The organism is Rhodopseudomonas infernalis, from assembly GCF_022271405.1.
In the GTDB taxonomy this organism is placed as follows: Bacteria; Pseudomonadota; Alphaproteobacteria; order Rhizobiales; family Xanthobacteraceae; genus Rhodopseudomonas; species Rhodopseudomonas infernalis.
Genome location: NZ_JAJNAL010000001.1, coordinates 230,619 through 251,060, shown reverse-complemented (window position 1 = coordinate 251,060; position 20,442 = coordinate 230,619). Strand labels below are relative to the sequence as shown.

The 20,442-nt window shown below is 66.1% G+C and carries 21 protein-coding genes; 7 read left to right on the top strand and 14 right to left on the bottom strand.

Translation table 11 applies throughout. The features are described from left to right. Positions 1 to 60 precede the first annotated feature (60 nt). From LPW26_RS01165 to folP, 12 genes are all read right to left on the bottom strand, one after another. The gene (locus LPW26_RS01165; protein WP_238732400.1) at positions 61 to 318 is read right to left on the bottom strand and encodes a hypothetical protein; all 258 of its coding nucleotides are present in this window, start codon (positions 316 to 318) and stop codon (positions 61 to 63) included. Between the two features lie 69 nt (positions 319 to 387). Further along, on the bottom strand, positions 388 to 1,038 hold the full coding sequence (locus LPW26_RS01160) for a pyroglutamyl-peptidase I (protein ID WP_238732399.1): 651 nt from the start codon (positions 1,036 to 1,038) through the stop codon (positions 388 to 390). Between the two features lie 180 nt (positions 1,039 to 1,218). Beyond that, positions 1,219 to 2,211, bottom strand: coding sequence for a methylmalonyl Co-A mutase-associated GTPase MeaB (gene meaB, locus LPW26_RS01155; protein WP_238732398.1), 993 nt, complete (start codon positions 2,209 to 2,211; stop codon positions 1,219 to 1,221). After that, positions 2,195 to 2,977, bottom strand: a complete 783-nt coding sequence (locus LPW26_RS01150; protein WP_406676807.1) for a DUF3298 and DUF4163 domain-containing protein — start codon at positions 2,975 to 2,977, stop codon at positions 2,195 to 2,197. Before LPW26_RS01150 ends, meaB begins: the two co-directional genes overlap by 17 nt. A 5-nt stretch (positions 2,978 to 2,982) precedes the next feature. Then, positions 2,983 to 3,327: a HepT-like ribonuclease domain-containing protein gene (locus LPW26_RS25340; protein ID WP_238732396.1), complete on the bottom strand. Its 345-nt coding sequence runs from the start codon at positions 3,325 to 3,327 to the stop codon at positions 2,983 to 2,985. A gap of 1 nt (position 3,328) precedes the next feature. Beyond that, positions 3,329 to 3,643 (bottom strand): nucleotidyltransferase family protein, encoded by a 315-nt coding sequence (locus tag LPW26_RS01140; protein ID WP_238732395.1) that lies wholly within the window; start codon positions 3,641 to 3,643, stop codon positions 3,329 to 3,331. Between the two features lie 35 nt (positions 3,644 to 3,678). After that, positions 3,679 to 5,838 carry a methylmalonyl-CoA mutase gene (scpA, locus tag LPW26_RS01135; RefSeq protein ID WP_238732394.1) on the bottom strand — a complete coding sequence of 720 codons (2,160 nt, stop codon included), beginning with the start codon at positions 5,836 to 5,838 and terminating at the stop codon, positions 3,679 to 3,681. Between the two features lie 60 nt (positions 5,839 to 5,898). Then, positions 5,899 to 6,363: a GFA family protein gene (locus LPW26_RS01130; RefSeq protein WP_238732393.1), complete on the bottom strand. Its 465-nt coding sequence runs from the start codon at positions 6,361 to 6,363 to the stop codon at positions 5,899 to 5,901. Further along, the gene (locus LPW26_RS01125) at positions 6,360 to 8,231 is read right to left on the bottom strand and encodes a methylmalonyl-CoA mutase subunit beta (RefSeq protein ID WP_238732392.1); all 1,872 of its coding nucleotides are present in this window, start codon (positions 8,229 to 8,231) and stop codon (positions 6,360 to 6,362) included. The genes LPW26_RS01130 and LPW26_RS01125 overlap by 4 nt, the downstream gene beginning before the upstream one ends. Before the next feature lie 120 nt (positions 8,232 to 8,351). Continuing rightward, positions 8,352 to 8,843 (bottom strand): 2-amino-4-hydroxy-6-hydroxymethyldihydropteridine diphosphokinase, encoded by a 492-nt coding sequence (gene folK / locus LPW26_RS01120; protein WP_238732391.1) that lies wholly within the window; start codon positions 8,841 to 8,843, stop codon positions 8,352 to 8,354. Beyond that, the gene (gene folB, locus LPW26_RS01115; RefSeq protein WP_238732390.1) at positions 8,836 to 9,213 is read right to left on the bottom strand and encodes a dihydroneopterin aldolase; all 378 of its coding nucleotides are present in this window, start codon (positions 9,211 to 9,213) and stop codon (positions 8,836 to 8,838) included. The genes folK and folB overlap by 8 nt, the downstream gene beginning before the upstream one ends. Next, entirely contained in the window at positions 9,210 to 10,079 is an 870-nt protein-coding gene (folP, locus tag LPW26_RS01110; protein WP_238732389.1) for a dihydropteroate synthase, read from the bottom strand. Before folP ends, folB begins: the two co-directional genes overlap by 4 nt. Positions 10,080 to 10,451: 372 nt before the next feature. Here folP and LPW26_RS01105 point away from each other — a divergent pair, with 372 nt between their 5' ends. Further along, a complete protein-coding gene (locus LPW26_RS01105; RefSeq protein WP_238732388.1) occupies positions 10,452 to 11,711 on the top strand; it encodes an MFS transporter in 1,260 nt (419 codons plus the stop codon). Positions 11,712 to 11,903: 192 nt separating this feature from the next. After that, positions 11,904 to 12,152 (top strand): hypothetical protein, encoded by a 249-nt coding sequence (locus tag LPW26_RS01100; RefSeq protein WP_238732387.1) that lies wholly within the window; start codon positions 11,904 to 11,906, stop codon positions 12,150 to 12,152. Between the two features lie 156 nt (positions 12,153 to 12,308). On the opposite strand, the gene LPW26_RS01095 is transcribed toward LPW26_RS01100, so the two are convergent. Together LPW26_RS01095 and LPW26_RS01090 are read right to left on the bottom strand one after the other, a co-directional pair. Further along, positions 12,309 to 12,716: a DUF4332 domain-containing protein gene (locus LPW26_RS01095; RefSeq protein WP_238732386.1), complete on the bottom strand. Its 408-nt coding sequence runs from the start codon at positions 12,714 to 12,716 to the stop codon at positions 12,309 to 12,311. A 38-nt stretch (positions 12,717 to 12,754) separates the two neighbouring features. Continuing rightward, the gene (locus LPW26_RS01090) at positions 12,755 to 13,150 is read right to left on the bottom strand and encodes a DUF2267 domain-containing protein (protein ID WP_238732385.1); all 396 of its coding nucleotides are present in this window, start codon (positions 13,148 to 13,150) and stop codon (positions 12,755 to 12,757) included. 347 nt (positions 13,151 to 13,497) lie between these two features. Between LPW26_RS01090 and LPW26_RS01085 the strand changes: the two genes are divergently transcribed. From LPW26_RS01085 to LPW26_RS01065, 5 genes are all read left to right on the top strand, one after another. Beyond that, on the top strand, positions 13,498 to 15,108 hold the full coding sequence (locus LPW26_RS01085) for a helicase HerA-like domain-containing protein (protein WP_238732384.1): 1,611 nt from the start codon (positions 13,498 to 13,500) through the stop codon (positions 15,106 to 15,108). A 244-nt stretch (positions 15,109 to 15,352) separates the two neighbouring features. Continuing rightward, the gene (locus LPW26_RS01080) at positions 15,353 to 16,759 is read left to right on the top strand and encodes a M20/M25/M40 family metallo-hydrolase (RefSeq protein ID WP_238732383.1); all 1,407 of its coding nucleotides are present in this window, start codon (positions 15,353 to 15,355) and stop codon (positions 16,757 to 16,759) included. A 397-nt stretch (positions 16,760 to 17,156) separates the two neighbouring features. Beyond that, positions 17,157 to 19,400 (top strand): TonB-dependent receptor, encoded by a 2,244-nt coding sequence (locus LPW26_RS01075; RefSeq protein WP_249785000.1) that lies wholly within the window; start codon positions 17,157 to 17,159, stop codon positions 19,398 to 19,400. Between the two features lie 23 nt (positions 19,401 to 19,423). Then, a complete protein-coding gene (locus LPW26_RS01070) occupies positions 19,424 to 20,146 on the top strand; it encodes a DUF4198 domain-containing protein (protein WP_238732382.1) in 723 nt (240 codons plus the stop codon). After that, a complete protein-coding gene (locus LPW26_RS01065) occupies positions 20,143 to 20,424 on the top strand; it encodes a DUF3649 domain-containing protein (RefSeq protein ID WP_238732381.1) in 282 nt (93 codons plus the stop codon). Before LPW26_RS01070 ends, LPW26_RS01065 begins: the two co-directional genes overlap by 4 nt. Positions 20,425 to 20,442: the final 18 nt, after the last annotated feature.

Sequence of the window (20,442 nt, the reverse complement as noted above, 5' to 3'; positions counted from 1 at the left end):
GCCGCCCCACGGAGGACGGCGGCGTCGCAGCAGCGAGATGTTTGGCGGTAGGGTTAACCCTCAGGCGGCGTTGCGGGCGAGTTGGTAGTCGCGCTCCGCATGGGCCTCGGCGTCGTTGTGCTCCGGGTTTTCGCCCGGGTCAGCGCTGCAGGCACGGATTTGGTAGCCGTTATCGAGGATGCGGCGCGGCTGCGGTGACTCGCCGCCGGGATCGACGTCGACAACGAGACCGCTTTCCTGCGCATGTTTCCACACGCTGGCCTCGGTCGGATAGGCCTTGCTGATCTTGGCGTCGTCGCAATACAGCGCGTAGGGCATGCGGACCTCCCGTTCGCCTTTCAACGCCGAGCCGCGGCTGGGGTTCAAACCTGGAACTTCGATCTCGGATCACGCCGTCGTGAGCGAGGGGCTTGCTCGTCGCGCCTGGCTGATCATTTCCAGCAGGATGGCTTCGCCGGCGTCGACCAGGTGCTCCGCACTGATCGTACCGTCCCGCCACGGCCGGCCGTCGCGGGCGATCAGTGGAACGTGGACGAACGCGGCGAGGCGGGGGCCGTGCGGCCGATGTGTCGCCTCGATCGCGCGCCAGCTCAGATAGTTGCACAGATAGCGCCCGGCATCGCGCGAGAGCCGGGCATCGATGCCGGTCGCGCAGGCGGCGCGCATCAGCTTGGCGCAATGCGGCCCGAACAGCTGCGCATCCTGATGCAACGCGATCGAGGCGGTGCGCAGCGTCGTGCGTTCCGCGTCCGGCCACAGCGTCGTCACGGCATTGCGCGCGCGGGTCTCGATTCGTAGATGCGATGTGCGCGCCGCGAGGCCGAACATCAGCAGTGCATCGGGCTGGTTGGCCAGCAGTTCGGGAAGTTCGCGATCGACGGCGCGGTAGCTCACCGGAAAGACATGGCCGATGCGCGCAACTGCCTCGAAGGCCGGTCGCCGCAGCTTCACCAGCCGGTCGACCAGCGCCGGCGTTGGATTGTACGGCGCCCCCGGAAACGAGCCGAAGCCGGTGATCAGGATGCGGAGTGCGGTCATGGCGCGATCCCCATCGCCGTCATTGCGAGGAGCGAAGCGACGAAGCAATCCAGCGGCTCAGCGCCTGACGCCTGGATTGTTTCGCTTCGCTCGCAATGACGGATGAGGCGCGGGCCCATGCTTGGCGTTGCTGGCGTGCCGAGACGCGTCTGTGCAGCGTGAGAGCCGGTGTCGGGTCTCTCACACCAGTAGCTCGGCGATCGCGTCGGCGCCGATCGCCGGCGTGACACGGCCTTCGGCGACGGCGGCTTCGGTCTGCTTCACCTTGGCGCGGATCGTGGGGTCGCTCTTGAGGCGCGCTTTCCAGCGGTCTTCCAGCATCGTCCACATCCATTTGACCTGCTGCTCGCGGCGCCGCGCCTCAAACTCGCCGGAGGGCGTGGTGGCGTCGCGATGGGCGAGGACGCTCTGCCAGAGCTCCGCGATGCCGGTACCGGTGATTGCCGAATAGGTCTGCACCGGCGGCTGCCAGTGCGGCGAGCGTGGCGTCAGGATATGCAGCGCGGCGCGATACTCTCCGGCGGCCAGATTGGCGCGCGCGATGTTGTCGCCATCGGCCTTGTTGATGGCGATCATGTCGGCGAGTTCGACCAGGCCCTTCTTGATGCCTTGCAGCTCGTCGCCGGCGCCCGGCAGCATCAGTGCGAGGAAGAAGTCGGTCATGTCGCAGACCGCGGTTTCGGACTGGCCGATGCCGACGGTCTCCACCAGCACGACATCGAAGCCCGCTGCCTCGCACAGCAGCATCGCCTCGCGCGTCTTCGCTGCGACGCCGCCAAGCGTGCCGGAGGAGGGCGAGGGGCGTATGAAGGCGTTCGGCTCGGCGGACAGCCGCGCCATCCGCGTCTTGTCGCCGAGGATCGAACCGCCGGTGCGCGCCGACGACGGATCGACCGCCAGCACCGCCACCTTGTGGCCCTGCTCGATCAGATACATGCCGAGCGCGTCGATCGTGGTCGACTTGCCGACGCCGGGCGAGCCGGTGATGCCGACGCGGATCGCGCGGCCGGTTAGCGGCAGCAGATCCTGCACCAGCGCGCGTGCGGACGCCTGATGATCGCCGCGGCGGCTCTCGATCAGCGTGATCGCGCGCGCCAGCGCGGCGCGGTGCCCATCGCGCACCTCGCTCGCCAGCGACGGCAGATCGAGCGGCTTCTTACTTGTTGCGTTCATCGTCGCCTTTCGGCCGATCGCCGCCGAAGATCGCGGTGCCTTCCGCGGACAGATACGGCTTCAGGCTCTGCCACGGCACGTAGGCGTCGTAGCTGCCTTCCGCATAGGCGCCGACGGCGTAAGGCGCGTAGTGGAAGATCAGGCCGGAACTTCTGCCGGCCTCTGTCGAGCGGGCGAGCGTCACCGGGCCGATCTTCAGCAGCTTCGGCTCGATGCTCTTGACGTAGTCGTCGCCGTCGTCATCGGTGCCACGCGCCTTCTTTTCGGCCTTCAGCGAGGCCAGCACGCCCTTGACCATCGCCTGCATCGCCGGACTGCCATCGGCGAGGTCGGTGAAGAACGGGCGGATGCTGATCCGCTTGCTCTGCGCCTTGTCCCACAGGACGGTGTCGATCTCCGTATTAGGGTGTGCGCCGCCGGTGTAGCTGTAGTCGATGCGCAGCACGCTGACATAGCGGTCCGCGACCAGCGAGTCCGCCGTGTAGCTGCGCTCATAGGTCCAAGGTCCGTTGCGGAACAGTTCCGGGTCGCTCTTGAATTCTGGCTCGGCCTCGGCGCGCTGCTCGGCGATATACTTCTTGCCCTCGGCCAGGCAATTCTCCGCCAGCTTCGGATCGGCCTTGATGGCCGCATCGAGCAGCACCTTGCCGTCGATCGCCTTGGTCTTGACCGCGAAATCGGGCTTCGGCTTGGCCGGCTCGGCGAGGGCGGGGGAGAGGAGGAGCGAGGCGAATAAGAGAGCCAGCGCATGTCGCCAGCGGCTGATGTTGCTCAACGATCGGTTTCCTTGCTGACGCGTGTAATGAACTGCTGGAGTGGCTCGAGATCGCGCTGGACCATCTCCCATAGCAAGCCGGCGTCGGTTGCATGATAGCCGTGGCGAAGCCAGTTGCCGAGATCGGCAAGACGTCGCCAGTTGATGGTTGGTTCGCTGTCTTGCAGATCCCGAGGAATGTGCCGCGACGCCTCGCTGATCCTTTCCAGGAATCGCTCGATCGCCGCAAGTAACACAGGATCTGATTGCAAATCCGATAAGGCGCGATCGGACAGCGCGTCACGGATGTTCTGGATCGCAATCGCGACGTGGCCTAGTCGATCTCCGAGGTTTGGAGGCACTTCAAAAGACCTCGACGAGGCTGTCGGAAATGCGCTCCGCGAAGGCTGGCGGGATCGAGCGGCGCATCGTCGCTTGTACCTTGAGGCCAGTGGCGTCTTCGATGATGTGCTCAACGCCGATCAAGTCGAGCAGCGAGAGGCGAGAGTCTGCCACCACCTCCACCAGCACGTCGAGATCACTGTCGGGGCGCGCGTCCCCGCGGGCGCGGGATCCGAATACGAACAGCTTGCTGACTCCCTCCGCACGCAGGGCATCGGCCCGCTCGCGAAGGCGGGCGAGGATGGCGTCCAGCGGCATGTCGAGAACGGTTGTCATGCCGTCATCCTACCACATCGCCGGTCGTCCCGCAGCTACTCCGCCGCCTGGCTCGCGTGTCCCAGCCTGATGTTGAGCTTGTGGATCAGCTCCTCGGCGGCGTCGGCGATCACGGTGCCGGGCGGGAAGATCGCTTCGGCGCCGGCTTTGACCAGCGCGTCGTAATCCTGCGGCGGGACGACGCCGCCGATGATGATCATGATGTCTTCGCGGCCCTGCTTCTTCAGCGCCGCCTTGAGTTCCGGCACCGCGGTGAGATGCGCTGCGGCCAGCGACGACACGCCGAGGATATGGACGTCGTTCTCCACCGCCTGCCGCGCCGCTTCGTCCGCGGTGGCGAACAGCGGCCCGATGTCGACGTCGAAGCCGATGTCGGCGAACGCCGACGCGATCACCTTCTGGCCGCGGTCGTGGCCGTCCTGGCCGATCTTGGCGACGAGGATGCGCGGGCGGCGCCCCTCGGCGTCCTCGAACGCGTCGATCAGCGCCTGCACCTTCTCCATCCGGTTCGGCATGCTCGCGACCTCCCGTTTGTAGACGCCGGTGATCGACCGGATCTCGGCGCGATGCCGGCCATAGACCTTCTCCAGCGCGTCGGAGATTTCGCCGACGGTCGCCTTGGCCCGCGCCGCGTCGATCGCCAACGCCAGCAGGTTGCCGTTGCCGTCCGCGGCCGAGCGGGTCAGCGCGGCGAGCGCGGCGTCGACGTCGGGCTGGCTGCGGTCGCTGCGCAGGCGCTTCAATTTATCGATCTGCAGCCGCCGCACCGTCGAGTTCTCGACCTTGAGCACGTCGAGCGGCGCTTCGTCGACCGGCTTGTATTTGTTGACGCCGATCACCGACTGGCGGCCGGTGTCGATCCGTGCCTGGGTCTTGGCCGAGGCCTCCTCGATGCGCAGCTTCGGCACGCCGGCTTCGATCGCCTTGGCCATGCCGCCGAGCGCCTCGACCTCCTGGATGTGGCCCCACGCCTTGACGGCGAGATCGTGGGTCAGCCGCTCGACGTAGTAACTGCCACCCCACGGATCGATGATCCGCGTGGTGCCGGTCTCCTGCTGCAAGAACAATTGCGTGTTGCGCGCGATCCGCGCCGAGAAGTCGGTCGGCAGGGCGAGCGCCTCGTCGAGTGCGTTGGTGTGCAGCGACTGGGTGTGACCCTGCGTCGCCGCCATCGCCTCGATCGTGGTGCGCATCACGTTGTTGTATACGTCCTGCGCGGTCAGCGACCAGCCGGAGGTCTGGCAATGGGTGCGCAGCGACAGCGACTTTGGATCCTTCGGATTGAACTGTGTCAGCAGCTTGGCCCACAGCAGCCGCGCCGCGCGCATCTTGGCGACTTCCATGAAGAAGTTCATGCCGATCGCCCAGAAGAACGACAGCCGCGGCGCGAAGCGGTCGACGTCGAGGCCTGCGGCGATGCCGGCGCGCAGATATTCGACGCCGTCGGCCAGCGTGTAGGCCAGTTCGAGGTCCTGCGTCGCGCCGGCTTCCTGCATGTGATAGCCGGAGATCGAAATCGAATTGTACTTCGGCATCTTCTGCGAGGTGTAGGCGAAGATGTCGGAGATCACCCGCATCGACGGCGTCGGCGGATAGATGTAGGTGTTGCGCACCATGAACTCTTTCAGAATGTCGTTCTGAATGGTGCCCGACAGCTTCTCCGGCGGCACGCCTTGCTCTTCTGCTGCGGCGACGAACAGAGCGAGGATCGGCAGCACTGCGCCGTTCATGGTCATCGACACGCTCATCTGGTCGAGCGGGATGCCGGCGAACAGCGTGCGCATGTCGTAGATACTATCGATCGCCACGCCCGCCATGCCGACGTCGCCGGCGACGCGCGGATGATCAGAGTCGTAGCCGCGATGGGTGGCGAGGTCGAACGCGACTGACAGGCCCTTCTGACCGGCTGCGAGGTTGCGCCGATAGAACGCGTTGGAATCCTCGGCAGTGGAGAAGCCGGCATATTGCCGGATCGTCCACGGCTGATTGACGTACATGGTCGGGTAGGGGCCGCGCAGGAACGGCGCGACGCCCGGCCAGGTGTCGAGGAAATCGATGCCCGCGACGTCCGCCTCGGAGTAGCCCGGCTTAACCAGGATACCCTCGGGCGTCAGCCACGGCTGGGCCTCGCCTGCGGGCGTCGGGGCGGCGGTGGGCTGGAAAGCGACGTCGGCGAAGTTCGGAATCTTGGTCATGTTCTTCGTTCTCTGTTCCAGTCGATATTAGCACGACCGGTTTGACGCGTCATTCGGAGCTCAGTCGTGGTCCGGCTGCTGATAACTGAATACTTGTGCCAGCCTGTCGGGCCCGTAGTTCTGCAACGTGGTCTTGCCCGGCAGGTTCGCGATGGTTCCGGTCCAGCCGAGCCGCGCCTCGATGCCATATTGGATGGTCGGGACCACACGGTCTGGCCGGTCGAAGGTTCCGGTCATGATCTCGATGCTGTCGCAGACGAGCAGCCGGTAGCCGAGCGGCGTGCCGCAGTCCTTGCAGAAGTCGCGCTCGGCGACCGAGGAGGAGCGGAACGATGCGGGCTTGCCGCGCGTCCAGGCGAAGTTCTCGCGGGCGATCTCGGCCATCGAGGCGAACGGGCTGCCCGTCGCCTTCTGGCACATCCGGCAATGGCACAGCGTCACCCGCAGCGGCGCGGCCGACAGCGCGAAGCGGATCGCCCCGCACTGGCAGCCGCCGGTGAGCACTGGTCTGCCGGTCGTGGTCATGCCGCCTCGATCTCGGTCCAGGCGTCGGTGAGGAGCGCGATGGCGTCACCACCGGCGAAGATGAACTCCTGCACGCCGGCGTCGCGCAGGCCGGCCTCCAGTTCACCCGGACGGCCGGCGAGATAGATCCGCTTGCAGCCGGCCTGGCGCAGCGCCTGAGCGGCCGCAGCCGCGTGCGCCGGGTAAGCCTTGTCGGACGAGCACAGACAGGCGAATGCCGCGCCGGAGGCCTTGAAGGCGGCCGCGAGCGCGGCCGGATCGGCGAAGCCCTCGCTGTCGATCGCCTCGATACCGCCGGTCTCGAAGAAGCTCTTGGCGAAGGTCGCCCGTGCGGTAAAATCGGCCGCGGTGCCGAGATTGGCCAGGAACACCTTCGGCCGCGCCGTCTTGGCGGCCAGCACCGCATCGGACTTGTCGCGTAGCACTTCGAATGGCGTCGCTATCCGGATAGGGGCCAGCGGAGCAAAGCTGATCTTGGCCTCGCCTGACGGCGGCACGGCGGCCGGAGCGGTGTTCAGCACCGTCGCCTGCGTTTCGTGCAGGTTCGGGAATTCGCTGGCGCCAGTCAGCACGTCGCGGCGCTTGCCGATCGCCTTGTCGCGCGCCGCGCGGGTCGCCGCGACCTTCGGCTGGATCGTCCCCGCGGCCAGCGCCGCGAACGCGCCGCCGGCTTGCTCGATCTCCTGGAACTGCGCCCACGAGGAGGCGCATAGCTCGCGCGTCAGCGCCTCGATGCCACCGGCGCCGGCGGCCGGATCGGCGACCTTGTCGAGGTTGGACTCCTCGAGCAGGATCAGTTGCGTGTTGCGGGCGACGCGGCGTGCGAAGGCGTCAGGCAGGCCAAGCGCCAGCGTGTGCGGCAGCACCACCAGCGAATTGGCGCCGCCCAGCGCGGCCGAGAAGGTCGCGACCGTGGCGCGCAGCATGTTTACCGACGGGTCGCGCTGCGTCAGCATCCGCCACGCGGTTTCGGCGGCGACGAACAGCGGCTTCTGCGACAGCCCGCAGCTTTCCTCGACGCGCGCCCACAGCAGGCGCAGCGCGCGGAACTTCGCCAGCGTCAGGAACTGGTCTGCATCGGTGGCGAGCCGCGCATAGATCATGCCGCGGGCCTGCTCCAGCGGCACGCCGGCGCTGTCTAGCGCGCGCAGATAGGCCGCGCCGGATGCGAGCACGAAGGCCAGCTCCTGCGCCTCCGAGCCGCCGGCGTCGTGGATCACGCGGCCATCCGCGGCGAGGAGGTTGGCGTTGAAGCCGCGGCCGGCGAGGCCAGTGGCGACTTCGGCGACGCCGCGCCCGATCTCGGCCCAGTCAGATGAACTCGATCCCTGCACGGCGCGGGCGCCGAGCGGATCGATCCCGAAGCGGATGTCGCAGGCGGCCGGATCGGTGCCGCGGCTCTTGATCAGCTCGGCGAGATGACGAACCAGCTCGCAGGATTGCGGCGCGAACTGCAACTCGATCGCGATCCCGGCATCGAGATGAACGCCGTCCAGCACCGCCTCGAGCGCGTCCTTGGTCGGCGGCAGTCCGAAGCTGCGTGCGCCGACGCTGCCGGCGAACACCAGTGTCAATCCGGTCGCGCCGTTTTCGAGATCGTGGAGCGCCTGCTTGTTGGCCTCGCGTGCATCCGTGTGATCGATCCGCTGCATGATCTGCCACGGCGCGGCGGGGGCGCGGCCGGCGACCGGCGCGGCGCCCTTGGAGCGCGGATAGATCGGCTGGATGGTCAGGCCGTCATGCGTCTTGCTGACCAGCTTCTCGAACGGGGCGCCCTTGAGCACGCCATCGACGAGCTTGCGCCATTGATCGTAGTCGGCCGGCGGGAAATCGGCGGCGAGCGACAGCTCGGTGCTTGCGGAAGACATTTTGGAAATCGGACTCCCCGGTACGAAAACTTGATTGGGCGGGAAAATGCCACGCGCGGCGCGACATGCCAAACGGTTGTTTCGGGCCAATAGGCGCACGATGCGCGATTGTGCGCCGCATTAACCGCGTGGCGGCAGACGCTCGATTCCGGCGGTGGGCAGCGCCGCCAGCGCGTCTCGCAGAGACCGCCCGCCGATCGTCCCGTCCGGCCGGATTTCGACCAGCGGCACCAGCACGAAGGCGCGGTCGAACAGGCGCGGGTGGGGGAGGGTCAGGTCGGGGCGATTGATGACGCCGTCGTCATAGGACAGCAGATCGAGGTCGAGCGTGCGCGGGCCCCAGCGGCGCTCGCTCGCGCGGTCGCGGCCGAATTTCTTTTCGATCTTATGCAGCGTGAACAGCAGCGCGTGCGGATCCAGCCTTGTGTCGATTGCGATGCATGCGTTGACGAAGGCGTCCTGCTGCTCGTCGCCCCAGGGCGGCGTCGTGTAGTCCGAGGAGCGCGCCAGCAGCTCGGCCTGCGTCATGCCGCAGATGTTGGCGATCGCCTTGTCGAAGGTCGCGCGGACGTCGCCGACATTGCCGCCGAGTGCGATCAGGGCCTCAGCCATGCGGGGCCTGGCGCGTGCGGGTGATGATCACGCCGACATCGTCGAAGATCGCGGCGATCGGGGCGTGCGGTTTGTGGACCGTGACCTTGACCGCGCCGATTTTCGAAAAACTCGACAGGATCGCTTCCGCCACCGCGCCGGCGGCGCGCTCCAGCAGTTTGTAGTTGACGTCCTTGAACGCGGCGGTCGCGCAGGCGACGACGTTGGAATACGACACGGTGTCGGACAATCGGTCGGTGCGCGAGGACTCGGCGAGATCGACCGCGAGTTCGAGATCGATGACGAAGCGCTGGCCGACTTCGGTCTCGTGATCCATCACGCCGTGCCGCGCATGCAGCACCAGGCCGGTGATGAAGATGGTGTCGCTCATCGGCAGTCCTCGATGCTGGTGGTGATGGCGTGCGCGACCTTCAGCGCCTGCGCGGTGGCGGCGACGTCGTGCGCGCGGATGATCTGGGCGCCATTCTGCACGGCGATCAGGTGCGCGGCGAGGGAGCCGCCGAGGCGGTCCTTCGGCTCTGACGGCACCACCGTGCTGATGAAGCGTTTTCGCGAGGCGCCGACCAGGATCGGCAGGCCGAAATGCTTGAAGGCGGCGAGCCGCGCCAGCGCGATCATGCTCTGCTGCGGGGTCTTGCCGAAGCCGATACCGGGATCGAGCACAACGTTTGCTTCCGCGATGCCGGCAGCTGCGGCGATCGCGAGCGAGCGCTCGAAGAAGGCGTTGATATCAGCAACGATATCGATCGAAGGATCGGCGGCGTCGCGATTATGCATTACGATCACCGGCGCGCCGCGCGCTGCGACTACATGCGCCATCTCGGCATCGCGCTGCAGGCCCCAGACGTCGTTGGCAATCGACGCGCCATGGTCGAGCGCCCACGCCACCACCTCGGCCTTCATGCTGTCGATCGACACCGGCGTGCCGAGCGAAGCGATCTCCGCTAGCACCGGGCGGAGGCGCTGCAGCTCCTGTTCGGCCGAGACCGGCTGCGACCCATAGGGGCGCGTGGACTCCGCGCCGATATCTATGATGTCGGCACCCTCGGCGATCATCCGTGCGGCGTGCTCGCGCGCGCGCTCCGGGCTGAGAAAGTCGCCGCCGTCGGAGAAGGAATCGGGGGTGACGTTGAGAATGCCCATCACGGCGGGCACCGGGCGCGCGAGCAGTTCGCGCAGCGCGGCGGCGCCGCCGGTCGCGGTGGGAGGCGCTGGGGTTTGCTGCGCTGCGCTCATGTCAGCGCTTTGCGCGGGAAGCGGCGGGCTGTCAAGCGGCCGCGCCAACCGCGGCTCCGGCGGCCAGGGCGCGATGAACGCGAGAAGCTGGTCGCCTTGTTGACGGCGATCCTGATGACGATCGAAGACCGCAGCGACCTCTTCGATTGAAAGGCTGTCATGCGTCGGCGCCCCTCACGGATCGACGCCGCGGCAGCTTCCGCGCGCTCCTGATCTGGCCTATGACACGGCGGTCTCGTCGCGGCGCCTTGCGTCCGCCTCGGCTTGGCCCGAGGTGAATTGCAGCCCGTTCCCGGACTGCGCTGCAAGTGGCGTGGGACGGGCGCAGCCGGCGCGACGAACCGGAGCGCTCCAATAACAAAAGGACAGGTCGTGGAAGCAGGGCAAAGAGCTGCAGGCGAACGCTGGTCATCCTGGACCATCATGCTGTGCGCGGCGGCGATCCTGATGATCACGATGGGCATCCGGCAGACCTCCGGCCTGTTCATCGATCCCATCAACAGCACGACTGGCCTCGGCATCGTTGCGATCTCGTTCGCTCTGGCGATCGCGCAGTTTGTCTGGGGACTGGTCCAGCCGCTGTTCGGCGCCATCGCCGACCAGTACGGCCCGCGCGCCACGCTTGTGAGCGGCGCGCTTCTGCTGGTCGCGGGCCTCGCGCTGACGCCTTTCGCGGCCCATTCCGAATGGACCCTGGTGCTGACCATGGGGATCCTGACCGCGGCGGGTGCAGGCGCCGGCAGCTTTTCGGTGCTGATCGGCGCCAGCGCGCAGCGGCTGTCGCCGGACCGGCGTTCGTTCGCAGCCGGATTTATCAATGCCGGCGGTTCGTTCGGCCAGTTCGTGTTCGCCCCATTCGTCCAGGCCGTGATCAGTTCGTTCGGCTGGATCGTCGCCATGTTCGCACTGGCGGCGAGTGCGCTCGTCACGATTCCGCTGAGCTGGCTGGTCAGCCGCGATGTTCCGGCGCAGCCCGCCGTCGACCCGCTCCCCTCGTCGGGCCTGATGGCGCAGATCCGCACGTCGATGGGCGACCGCAGCTATCTGTGTCTGCACGCGGGCTTCTTCACCTGCGGCTTTCACATCGCCTTCCTGGTCACGCATCTGCCCGGTGAGGTGGCGCTGTGCGGACAGTCGGCGGCGGTCTCGGCCACGTCGATCGGCCTGATCGGTCTGTTCAACATCGCCGGCAGCTTGTGCGCCGGTTGGCTCGGCACCTTTTGTCGGATGAAGTACATCCTGGCCGTGATGTATGCGAGCCGGGCTGTGATCATCGCGATCTATCTGGTTTCGCCAAAGGACCCGATCACGTTCTACGTGTTTGCGGCGGCGCTCGGCTTCACCTGGCTCGCCACCGTGCCGCCGACGGCAGGCCTCGTCGCCAAGCTGTTCGGCACGCGCTATCTGGCAACGCTGTTCGGCCTCACGCTCTTGTCCCACCAGATCGGCGGCTTCTTCGGCGCCTGGCTGGGCGGGTTGGCGGTGGCACGCAACGGCGACTATCAGTTGATGTGGTACGCCGACATCTTGCTCGCCTTGTTGGCGGCCTTGATCAATCTTCCGATCCGCGAAGCCAAAGTGCGAATGAACACGAGCGACAGCACCCAGCGGTTGGGCGCGTCCTCCTCGTAACAAAGCGTGCGTCTGCGCTGGCGGCGGCGACCTTCATGCCGCCTGGCAATCGCCAACCCATGTTCAGCGACAAGACCCGCTTCGCCTTCTGTTGCGGCTGAAACAAGCCTGTCGGGGTCCTCAGTGCGCGCTTGACTTTAGAAGAACATAATGTGAACATTCCTCACGGCTTCAAGCCGGAGGATGAAATCGATGGCGGATGTTACTTACTACGTCGCGCTGCCATTTCGGGCATCGGACGAAGGCGTCGTGGCGGGGGAGCCGGCTGAGTGTCAGAGTGCGAGCGGGGCGATCCGTCGGGCGGAGGCGCTGGCACGGCTGGACGAGAATGCCGGTGCGGTGGCTTTCAGTCGGACCGGCGATCCGATGATCGGCGAGTTTCAGGACGCGGTGCTGATCAAGGCGTTCGGGGAAGTGCCGAGCGAGTTCGCGGGATTCTGAGAGGCGGAGGCGCGGGAGAGCGATTTCAACATTTGCGTAGTTGAGGTGGGACGCCGCTCCTTCATGCCGTCATTGCGAGCGAAGCGAAGCAATCCAGCGCGCCGTGTATTGAGCTTCTGGATTGCTTCGGCGCTGCGCGCCTCGCGATGACGAGACCTAGTAGCTAATCTTCAGCGGCAGCTTTCGCGCTTTTTCGATCAGTTGCCCGACTTCCTTCTCGGACGGCAGCGCGCGGACGAGTTTGCGCTTGAGGTTGGCTTCTTTCATGTTCTGCGCCAGCCGCGCCGGGTTGCGGTGGGTGAATTCACGCAGGGTGTTCACGCCGGCTGCGCGCAGCAATTCGGCCTTGGCCTTGCCCATGCCTGGGATGCGCATGCAGTCGGCGAGGTTGGCCCATTCGAGCAATTGCTGTTCGGTGAGGTCGGTCTTGGCGGCGAGCGCCTTGCGGCCGCGCATGGTGCGGGCGGCTTCGAGCAGCGCTTCAGTGGTGCGGATGCCGACGGATTTGAGCTTGGCTGCGGCCGCTGTCGTCATGCCGTCGATCTGGGAGATGGGATATGTCATGATACTCGGAAAAACAGACTACTCGGAGGCAGGACGTCTCAAGTGAACTGGCGCAGTCCCGGTGTGCCGGCGACGATCGCCGCCATCTGATCGGCACCGATCTTCTCGCGGCCGATGTGAAACAGCTCGCGCGCCAGCTTCTGGATGTCGGCAACGCTGAGGCCGAGGCCCATCAGCCGGGCGCCCATCGCCATCACGCCGCCTCCGTTGAGGCTTGCGCCCATCACGCCGCCGACCAGGCGGCCGAGGCCGCCGCGTGCGCTATCGGCGGATGCGATCGCGTCTTCGGCGCCGGGGATGGTGTCGATCAAGGCCTGGACGGGTTCTTGCGGACCCTCGTTGCGGAGGAAGCCGAGGATGATGCCGACGCTCTTGCCGGCAACGGCTTTCTCGAGGCCGGCCTTTTCAGCCAGCCGCTCAATCAACTCGTCCATAACGCCCCCGCCGGCTGTCGGCCGGATTTTATTTGTTGGATCATCCTGATCTTTCGCGTTTCGAAACACAAGCAATGCCCGCGCGACAAGCCGCTGTTCCGCGGGATTCGATTCGCGAGTGTTGCAACATTGCAAGCGTTGTTGCCTGAGCGGCTCTCACCAACAGATTAATGCGGAGCGATTTCGGTGGACGTCATCACGGCTCGACGTGGCCGCTGGCCGGCGCCACGACGCATCCGCAGCGAAGAACATTGAACAGTCTTGATCGATATGCAGGATAAGTGTCGAAGAAGCCGCAGACTCGACTGTTTCTGCGTGCGAGGAAGCGACACCGAGGACACCACACGATGGCGGCGAGCGAAACCGGTAGCGGCGATACCGACGACAAGATCTTCATCGGCAAAGGCGAGCAGTCGGCGTGGCTGACGCTTGGTCTCGCCAATCGCCACGGCCTCGTCACCGGCGCAACCGGCACCGGCAAGACGGTGTCGTTGCAGGTGATGGCGGAGGGCTTCGCGCGCGCCGGCGTGCCGGTATTCGCCGCCGACATCAAAGGCGATCTGTCCGGCATCGCCGAGGTCGGCGAGGCGAAGGACTTCATCCTCAAGCGCGCCAAGGAGATGGGGCTGACGTTCCAGCCCGATCAGTTCAACACCGTATTCTGGGATGTGTTCGGCGAGCAGGGCCATCCGGTGCGCGCCACGGTTTCAGAGATGGGGCCGCTGCTGCTGTCGCGGATGCTCGATCTCAACGACGTGCAGGAAGGCGTGCTCAACGTCGCCTTCCGTGTCGCCGACGACATGGGATTGCCGCTGGTCGACATGAAGGATCTGCGCGCGATGCTCGACGCGATCGCGCCGATCGCCGCCAAGGTCGCCGAGAACGGCGACGTCAATGCCGACATCCGCCAGGCCGCGCAGGCGCTCGGCAACGTCACCAAGCAGACGGTGGGCACGATTCAGCGCCAGTTGCTCGTGCTCGAGAACCAGGGAGGCGAGAGCTTCTTCGGCGAGCCGGCGCTGCAGCTGAAGGATTTCATCCGCACCGACAATCAGGGCCGCGGCCTCGTCAACATTCTCGTTGCCGACAAGCTGATGAGCAATCCGCGGTTGTATGCGACCTTCCTGCTGTGGATGCTGTCCGAGCTGTTCGAGGAACTGCCCGAAGTCGGCGATCCCGAAAAGCCGAAGCTGGTGTTCTTCTTCGACGAGGCGCATCTGTTGTTCAACGACGCGCCGAAACCGTTGATGGACAAAATCGAACAGGTGGTGCGGCTGATCCGCTCCAAGGGTGTCGGCGTGTACTTCGTCACGCAAAATCCGATTGACGTGCCGGACCGTGTGCTGGCGCAGCTCGGCAACCGGGTGCAGCATGCGCTGCGCGCCTTCACGCCGCGCGACCAGAAGTCGGTGGCCGCGGCCGCCGACACCTTCCGTCCCAATCCGAAGCTCGACACCGCGAAGGCGATCACCGAACTCGGCAAGGGCGAGGCGCTGGTGTCGTTCCTCGAAGGCAACGGCACGCCGGCGATGGTCGAGCGGGTGATGATCCGGCCGCCGTCGGCGCGGATCGGGCCGATCACGCCGGAGGAGCGCAAGTCGATCCTTGCAGCGAGCCCGATGAAAGGGAAGTACGACACGGCGATCGATTCCGAATCCGCCTACGAGAAGCTGCGCGATCGGTTGGAGGGCAAGACGGCTGGCGCCGACGCTGCGCCAGCGGAAGGCGGGCTGTTCGGACAGCTCGGCAGCCTGGTCTCGACGGTGTTCGGCACCAACACGCCGCGTGGCAAGCTCTCCACCGGCCAGGTCGTGGCGCGCAGCGTCGCCCGCACCGTCGCCACCACTGTGGTGGGCGGCCTCGCCGCCGAGCTCGGCAAGAAAGTCGGCGGATCGATGGGCAGCTCGGTCGGCCGCTCGATCGTGCGCGGCACGCTGGGCGGGATGCTGCGGCGGTGATGGTGCGTTGTGCACGGTGATGACGCGCGTCGATGCGCCGCGCTGTGTGGCGCATGGTTCGAGACGCTCGGCTTCGTGGTGCGATGCCGGGCTCCTCACCATGAGGCTGTGCAGAGTCTCGCCGCGATGAAGATGATGTGGACCGCCACACGCACGGCCCCCTCATCCTGAGGAGCGGCCGCAGGCCGCGTCTCGAAGGATGTGCGGCGCAACGTCTCGATGAGTTACAAAAGGAAAACACACGATGTCCGTTCCATCGCAACTGCCCGCCGTTCTCGCTCGCGCCGATGCCGATTTCGAGGCCGCGCTGCAGCGGCTGTTCGCGCTGCTGCGGATCAAGTCGATCTCGGCCGATCCGGCGTTCGCCGCTGACTGCAAGGCGGCTGCCGGGCATCTGTGCGCCGACATCGCGTCGCTCGGCTTCGACGCCGAGGTTCGCGAGACGGCGGGGCATCCGGCGATCGTCGCCAAGTCCAAGGGCAACACCGGCAAGCGGCCGCACGCGCTGTTTTACGGCCACTACGACGTGCAGCCGGTCGATCCGCTGGAGCTTTGGCATCGCCCGCCGTTCGAGCCGGTGGTGACCGACCACGCCGACGGCCGCAAGATCATCGTCGGGCGCGGCGCCCAGGACGACAAGGGCCAACTCTCGACCTTCATTGAAGCGTGTCGTGCATGGAAGCAGGCGACGGGCGAACTGCCGATCGACCTCACCATCGTGATCGAAGGCGAGGAAGAAGTCGGCTCGAAGAATTTCGTGCCGTTCCTCGAAGCCAACAAGGCCGACCTCGCAGCGGACTTCGCGCTCGTCTGCGACACGGGGATGTGGGATCCGCAGACGCCGGCAATCACCACGGCGCTGCGCGGGCTGGTTTACGAAGAGGTGAAGATCAAGGCCGCCAATCGCGATCTGCATTCGGGCGTCTACGGCGGCGGCGCGCAGAATCCGATCCGCGTGCTGACGCGTATCCTCGGCGCGTTGCACGACGACCACGGTCGCGTCACCATCCCGGGCTTCTACGATGGCGTGAAGGATCTGCCGCCGGAGATTCTGGCGCAGTGGAAGAGTCTGAATCTGACCGCCGAAAGCTTCCTCGGACCGATCGGGCTGTCGATCCCGGCCGGCGAAGATGATCGTCTGCTGATCGAGCAGCTGATCTCGCGCCCGACCTGCGACATCAACGGCATCGTCGGCGGCTACACCGGCGAGGGTTCCAAGACGGTGATCGCCGCCGAGGCCTCGGCGAAAGTATCGTTCCGCATCGTCGAAGGGCAGGACCCGGCCAAGATCCGCGACGCGTTCCGCGCCTTCGTCAGCGCGCGGCTGCCGGGCGATTGCCGCGCCGAGTTCCTCGATCACTCCAACGGCGCGGCGATCGCGCTCGACTGGAACATGAAGCCGCTCGCCGCAGCGAAGCGTGCGCTGACGGATGAATGGGGCAGGGACGCGGTGCTGATCGGCTCCGGGGCTTCGATCCCGATCGTCGCAGACTTCAAGCGCACGCTCGGTCTCGACAGCGTGCTGATCGGCTTTGGACTCGACGACGACAACATCCATTCGCCGAATGAAAAGTACGACCTGAACAGCTTTCAGAAGGGCATCCGCTCGTGGGTGCGGATTCTCGCGGCTCTGGCCGAGTCGCCGCGCTGACGTCGGTGCGGCAGAACGTCACATATCGACCCGCGCGCGTTGCCCGGCAAACGATCGGTGCTTGCTCGCAGCAAATCCGCCGCGCGGTTCCATCCGTGTAGTTCGACAACGCCCTCCGACGAGAAGGCGTTGTCGCAACTTCAAATTTCCGGCCGCACAGATTCATACGCGATGCGATCGTGCGTGCCCATGATTGGGGCTTCTCTAGAGTTGTTCTAATTCACCGGCCGCGACGAGGCCGTAATTGCATCTCCAACGTAAACGCATTCTAAACTCGCTGCGTTGTCTCGCCGGTCGTCATCTCCTAGTCACGTGCCTCAACGTGAGCTGGGGGCATCCGGTGAATTACTTCAAGAACAACAATAATCGTTGGTACTTGGGCGTCGCGACGGGCGTGATGTCGGTGTGCCTGACTGGCGTAGGCGTGTCGGAGAGCCGCGCGCAAAGCACGGAATCGCGGGTGTTGCCGCCGGTTTCCGTTGATGCGCCCCAACAGCGCGCGCGCGCAACGCGCGCCGTGCAGCCGCGCGCGACGGCTCAACGCGCCGCGCGCGTCACGCCGCGGCAGACCACCGAGCGGCCACCGGCCCCGGTGGCGCCGCCGCCGACGATGGGAAGCACGCGCACGATCGGCGCGCCGGCCCCCGCCTATGCCGGCGGGCAGGTGGCGCGGGGCGGCACGCTCGGCCTGCTCGGCTCGACCAGCGTGATGAATACGCCGTTCTCGACGGTGAACTACACCTCGCAATTGATCGAGGACCAGCAGGCGCGAACGGCGGCCGACACACTGATCAACGATGCATCGGTACGCACCACCACCGGCGCCAACGGCTTCGACGACACCTTCCAGATCCGCGGCTTCCCCGTCAACGCCAGCGACGTCGGCCTCAACGGCCTGTACGGGCTGTCGTCGTCGCAGCGCATTCCGGCGCAGATCATCGAACGGATCGAACTGCTGAAGGGCCCCGGCGCGCTGATCAACGGCATCGCACCGAGCGGCACCGTCGGCGGTGGCATCAACATCGTCACCAAGCGCGCCACCGAGCAGGATTTTTCGCGGCTGACGCCATTCTTCATGAGTTCGGCGAATTACGGCTTGCACCTCGAGACCAGCCGCCGCTTCGGCGACAACAAGGAGTGGGGCGTCCGCTTCAACGGCGTCGGTCGCAACGGCGAGGCCTCGATCGACGACGGCAATTTCCGCAGCGGTCTCGGCGCGCTAGCAATCGACTATCGCGGCGACCGGCTGCGCTGGACCCTCGATGCGATCTCGCAGAACGACAACACCGACAATTTCCGTCCGCAGATCAGCCTGTCGTCGTTCCTGGGGGCCGTTCCGGCAGCGCCGGATGCGCGCAGCAACTGGTATCCCGGCACAAAGCTGCGCCAGAAGGACAACACCATCGCCACCGGTCTCGAATACGACCTGACCGACTGGCTGACCGCCTATGCGGGTGTCGGCTATCGCGACGGTTCGAACTATCAGACCTTCCCGGTGTCCACCGCGGCCGTCGATGCGCTCGGCAACTTCACCGTCCGGAATACGTACTACGATTCCTACACCAAAACCGTCAGCGGCAATGTCGGATTCCGGTCGCAGTTTGAAACCGGCTTCATCGGCCACAAGGTCAACGTCGCCTATACGGGCTTCTATCAGGAGGCGGGTAACGCCTATATTCAGGGTTCGACGACGACCGCGTCCAACATCTACAACCCGGCGCCGCTCCCAGCGGTGACGGCAACTCGGACGTCGCCGCGGCTCGCGTCGGAATCGACGCTGACCAGCGTCGCGATCGTCGACACGATGTCGTTCCTGAACGAGTCGGTGCTGCTGACGCTCGGCGTGCGCGAGCAGAACGTCAAGGTGGACAGCTTCAACACCACCACCGGTGCGTTCACCAGCGGCTATGACGCCAGCGCGACGACGCCGCTGGCCGGCATCGTCGTGAAGCCGTGGCACAACGTGTCGCTCTATGCCAACTACGCGGAAGGACTGACCCGCGGCACCATCGTCGGCGCCGGTTACGATAACACCGGAGCGGTTCTCGCACCGTACAAGTCGAAGCAGCAGGAAGCGGGCGTCAAGGTCGACTGGGGCCTGATCACGACGACCGCAGCGGTGTTCCAGATCGCGCGACCGAGCCAGATCCGGACAGCGGGCGGCGTGCTCGGCTCGCTGGCCTACGACGGCGAGCAGCGCAATCGCGGCGTCGAGCTCAATGCCTACGGCCTGATCCTGCCGAACCTGCGCGGCATGGTCAGTGCGACCTTCCTCAAGCCCGAACTGACCAACCCGAGCGATCCGACCCAGCGCGGCAACGACGCCGCCGGCGTGCCGGACAAGACGTTCTCGGCCAGCCTCGACTGGGATACGCCGTGGGTTCGCGGGCTCGCGCTCAACGGCCGCGTGATCTACACCTCGGGCTCCTACCTCACCACTGCGAACACGGCGAAATTCCCGGACTGGACGCGTCTGGACATTGGCGCGCGCTACACCACGACGGCGCTCACCGGAAAGCCGGTTACGTTCCGCGCCACTATCGAAAACGTCACCGGCGAGAACTACTGGCTCACCACCGGCACATACGTGACCGTCGGTGCGCCGCGCACCTACATCCTCTCCGCGGCGTTCGATTTCTGATCGCGCAATTCAACGGTGACGAGATGAACAAGCTGTCGCTCACGATCGTCGCATTGCTCGGCACAGCGCTGCCGGCGCAGGCGCATCAGATCTGGATCGAGCAAGCCGACGGGAAGAATGCGGTGGTGCGGTTCGGCGAGTTCGGCGAAAACTTGCGCGAAGCGTCGCCCGGCCTGCTCGACAAGTTCGGCAAGGTGACGGCGACGCTGCTCTCCGCCAAGGGCGAGCAGAAGGCCGACGCCACCAAGACCGCGGACGGCTTCACGCTGCCGTTCGCGGCATCTGCCGGCGAGGCGCTCGTCGCCGAGGACGCGAACTATCCGCTGTACACCTGGAAGCAGCAGGACAAGGACGTCCGGAACTGGTTCTATCCGGCAGCGCGCTTCATCACCGGTTCAGCGGCGCAGCCGCCGAAGCTGGTGCTGGATCTGGTGCCGACCGGGCAGCCGGGCCAGTTCAAGCTGGTGTTCAAGGATCAGCCGAAGCCGAAGACCAAGGTGACGCTGACCACGCAATCGGGCTGGGCCAAGGAAGAGCACAGCGATGCGCAGGGTTTGGTCAGCTTTGAGATGCCCTGGAAGGGCACCTATGTCGCGGAAGTCAGCGTCAACGACAAGACCGCGGGTGAGCGCGGCGGCGAAAAGTACGACGCGGTGAGCTACGCCACCTCCGTCACGTTCGTGCAGGCCGATGGCCTGCCGCCGATCCCCGCGGGTCCGCCGGCCAAGCCGGCTGCGCCGAAATGACAGCGTTGGCCGAGCGGGCGCGGCGCACCGGTCCGCTGGTCTCGCGGATCGTCGCGGCGCTGCTCGGCGGCTACGGTATCGCGGTGCTGTTCAGTCTCGCCGTACTGGCGCTGCCGATCAGCAAGCCGCAGGCGGTGCTCACCGGGCAGCTCGCGAGCTTTGCGATCTATGCCGGAGCGGTGATCTGGGTGTTCGCCGTGCGCCGCGCGCTCACGGCATGGATCGGCCTGCTGATCGTGGCCGCGGCGCTGGCGCCGCTGGCCTGGTCGGGGTCCTGACGAGAGGCAAGTGGTGAC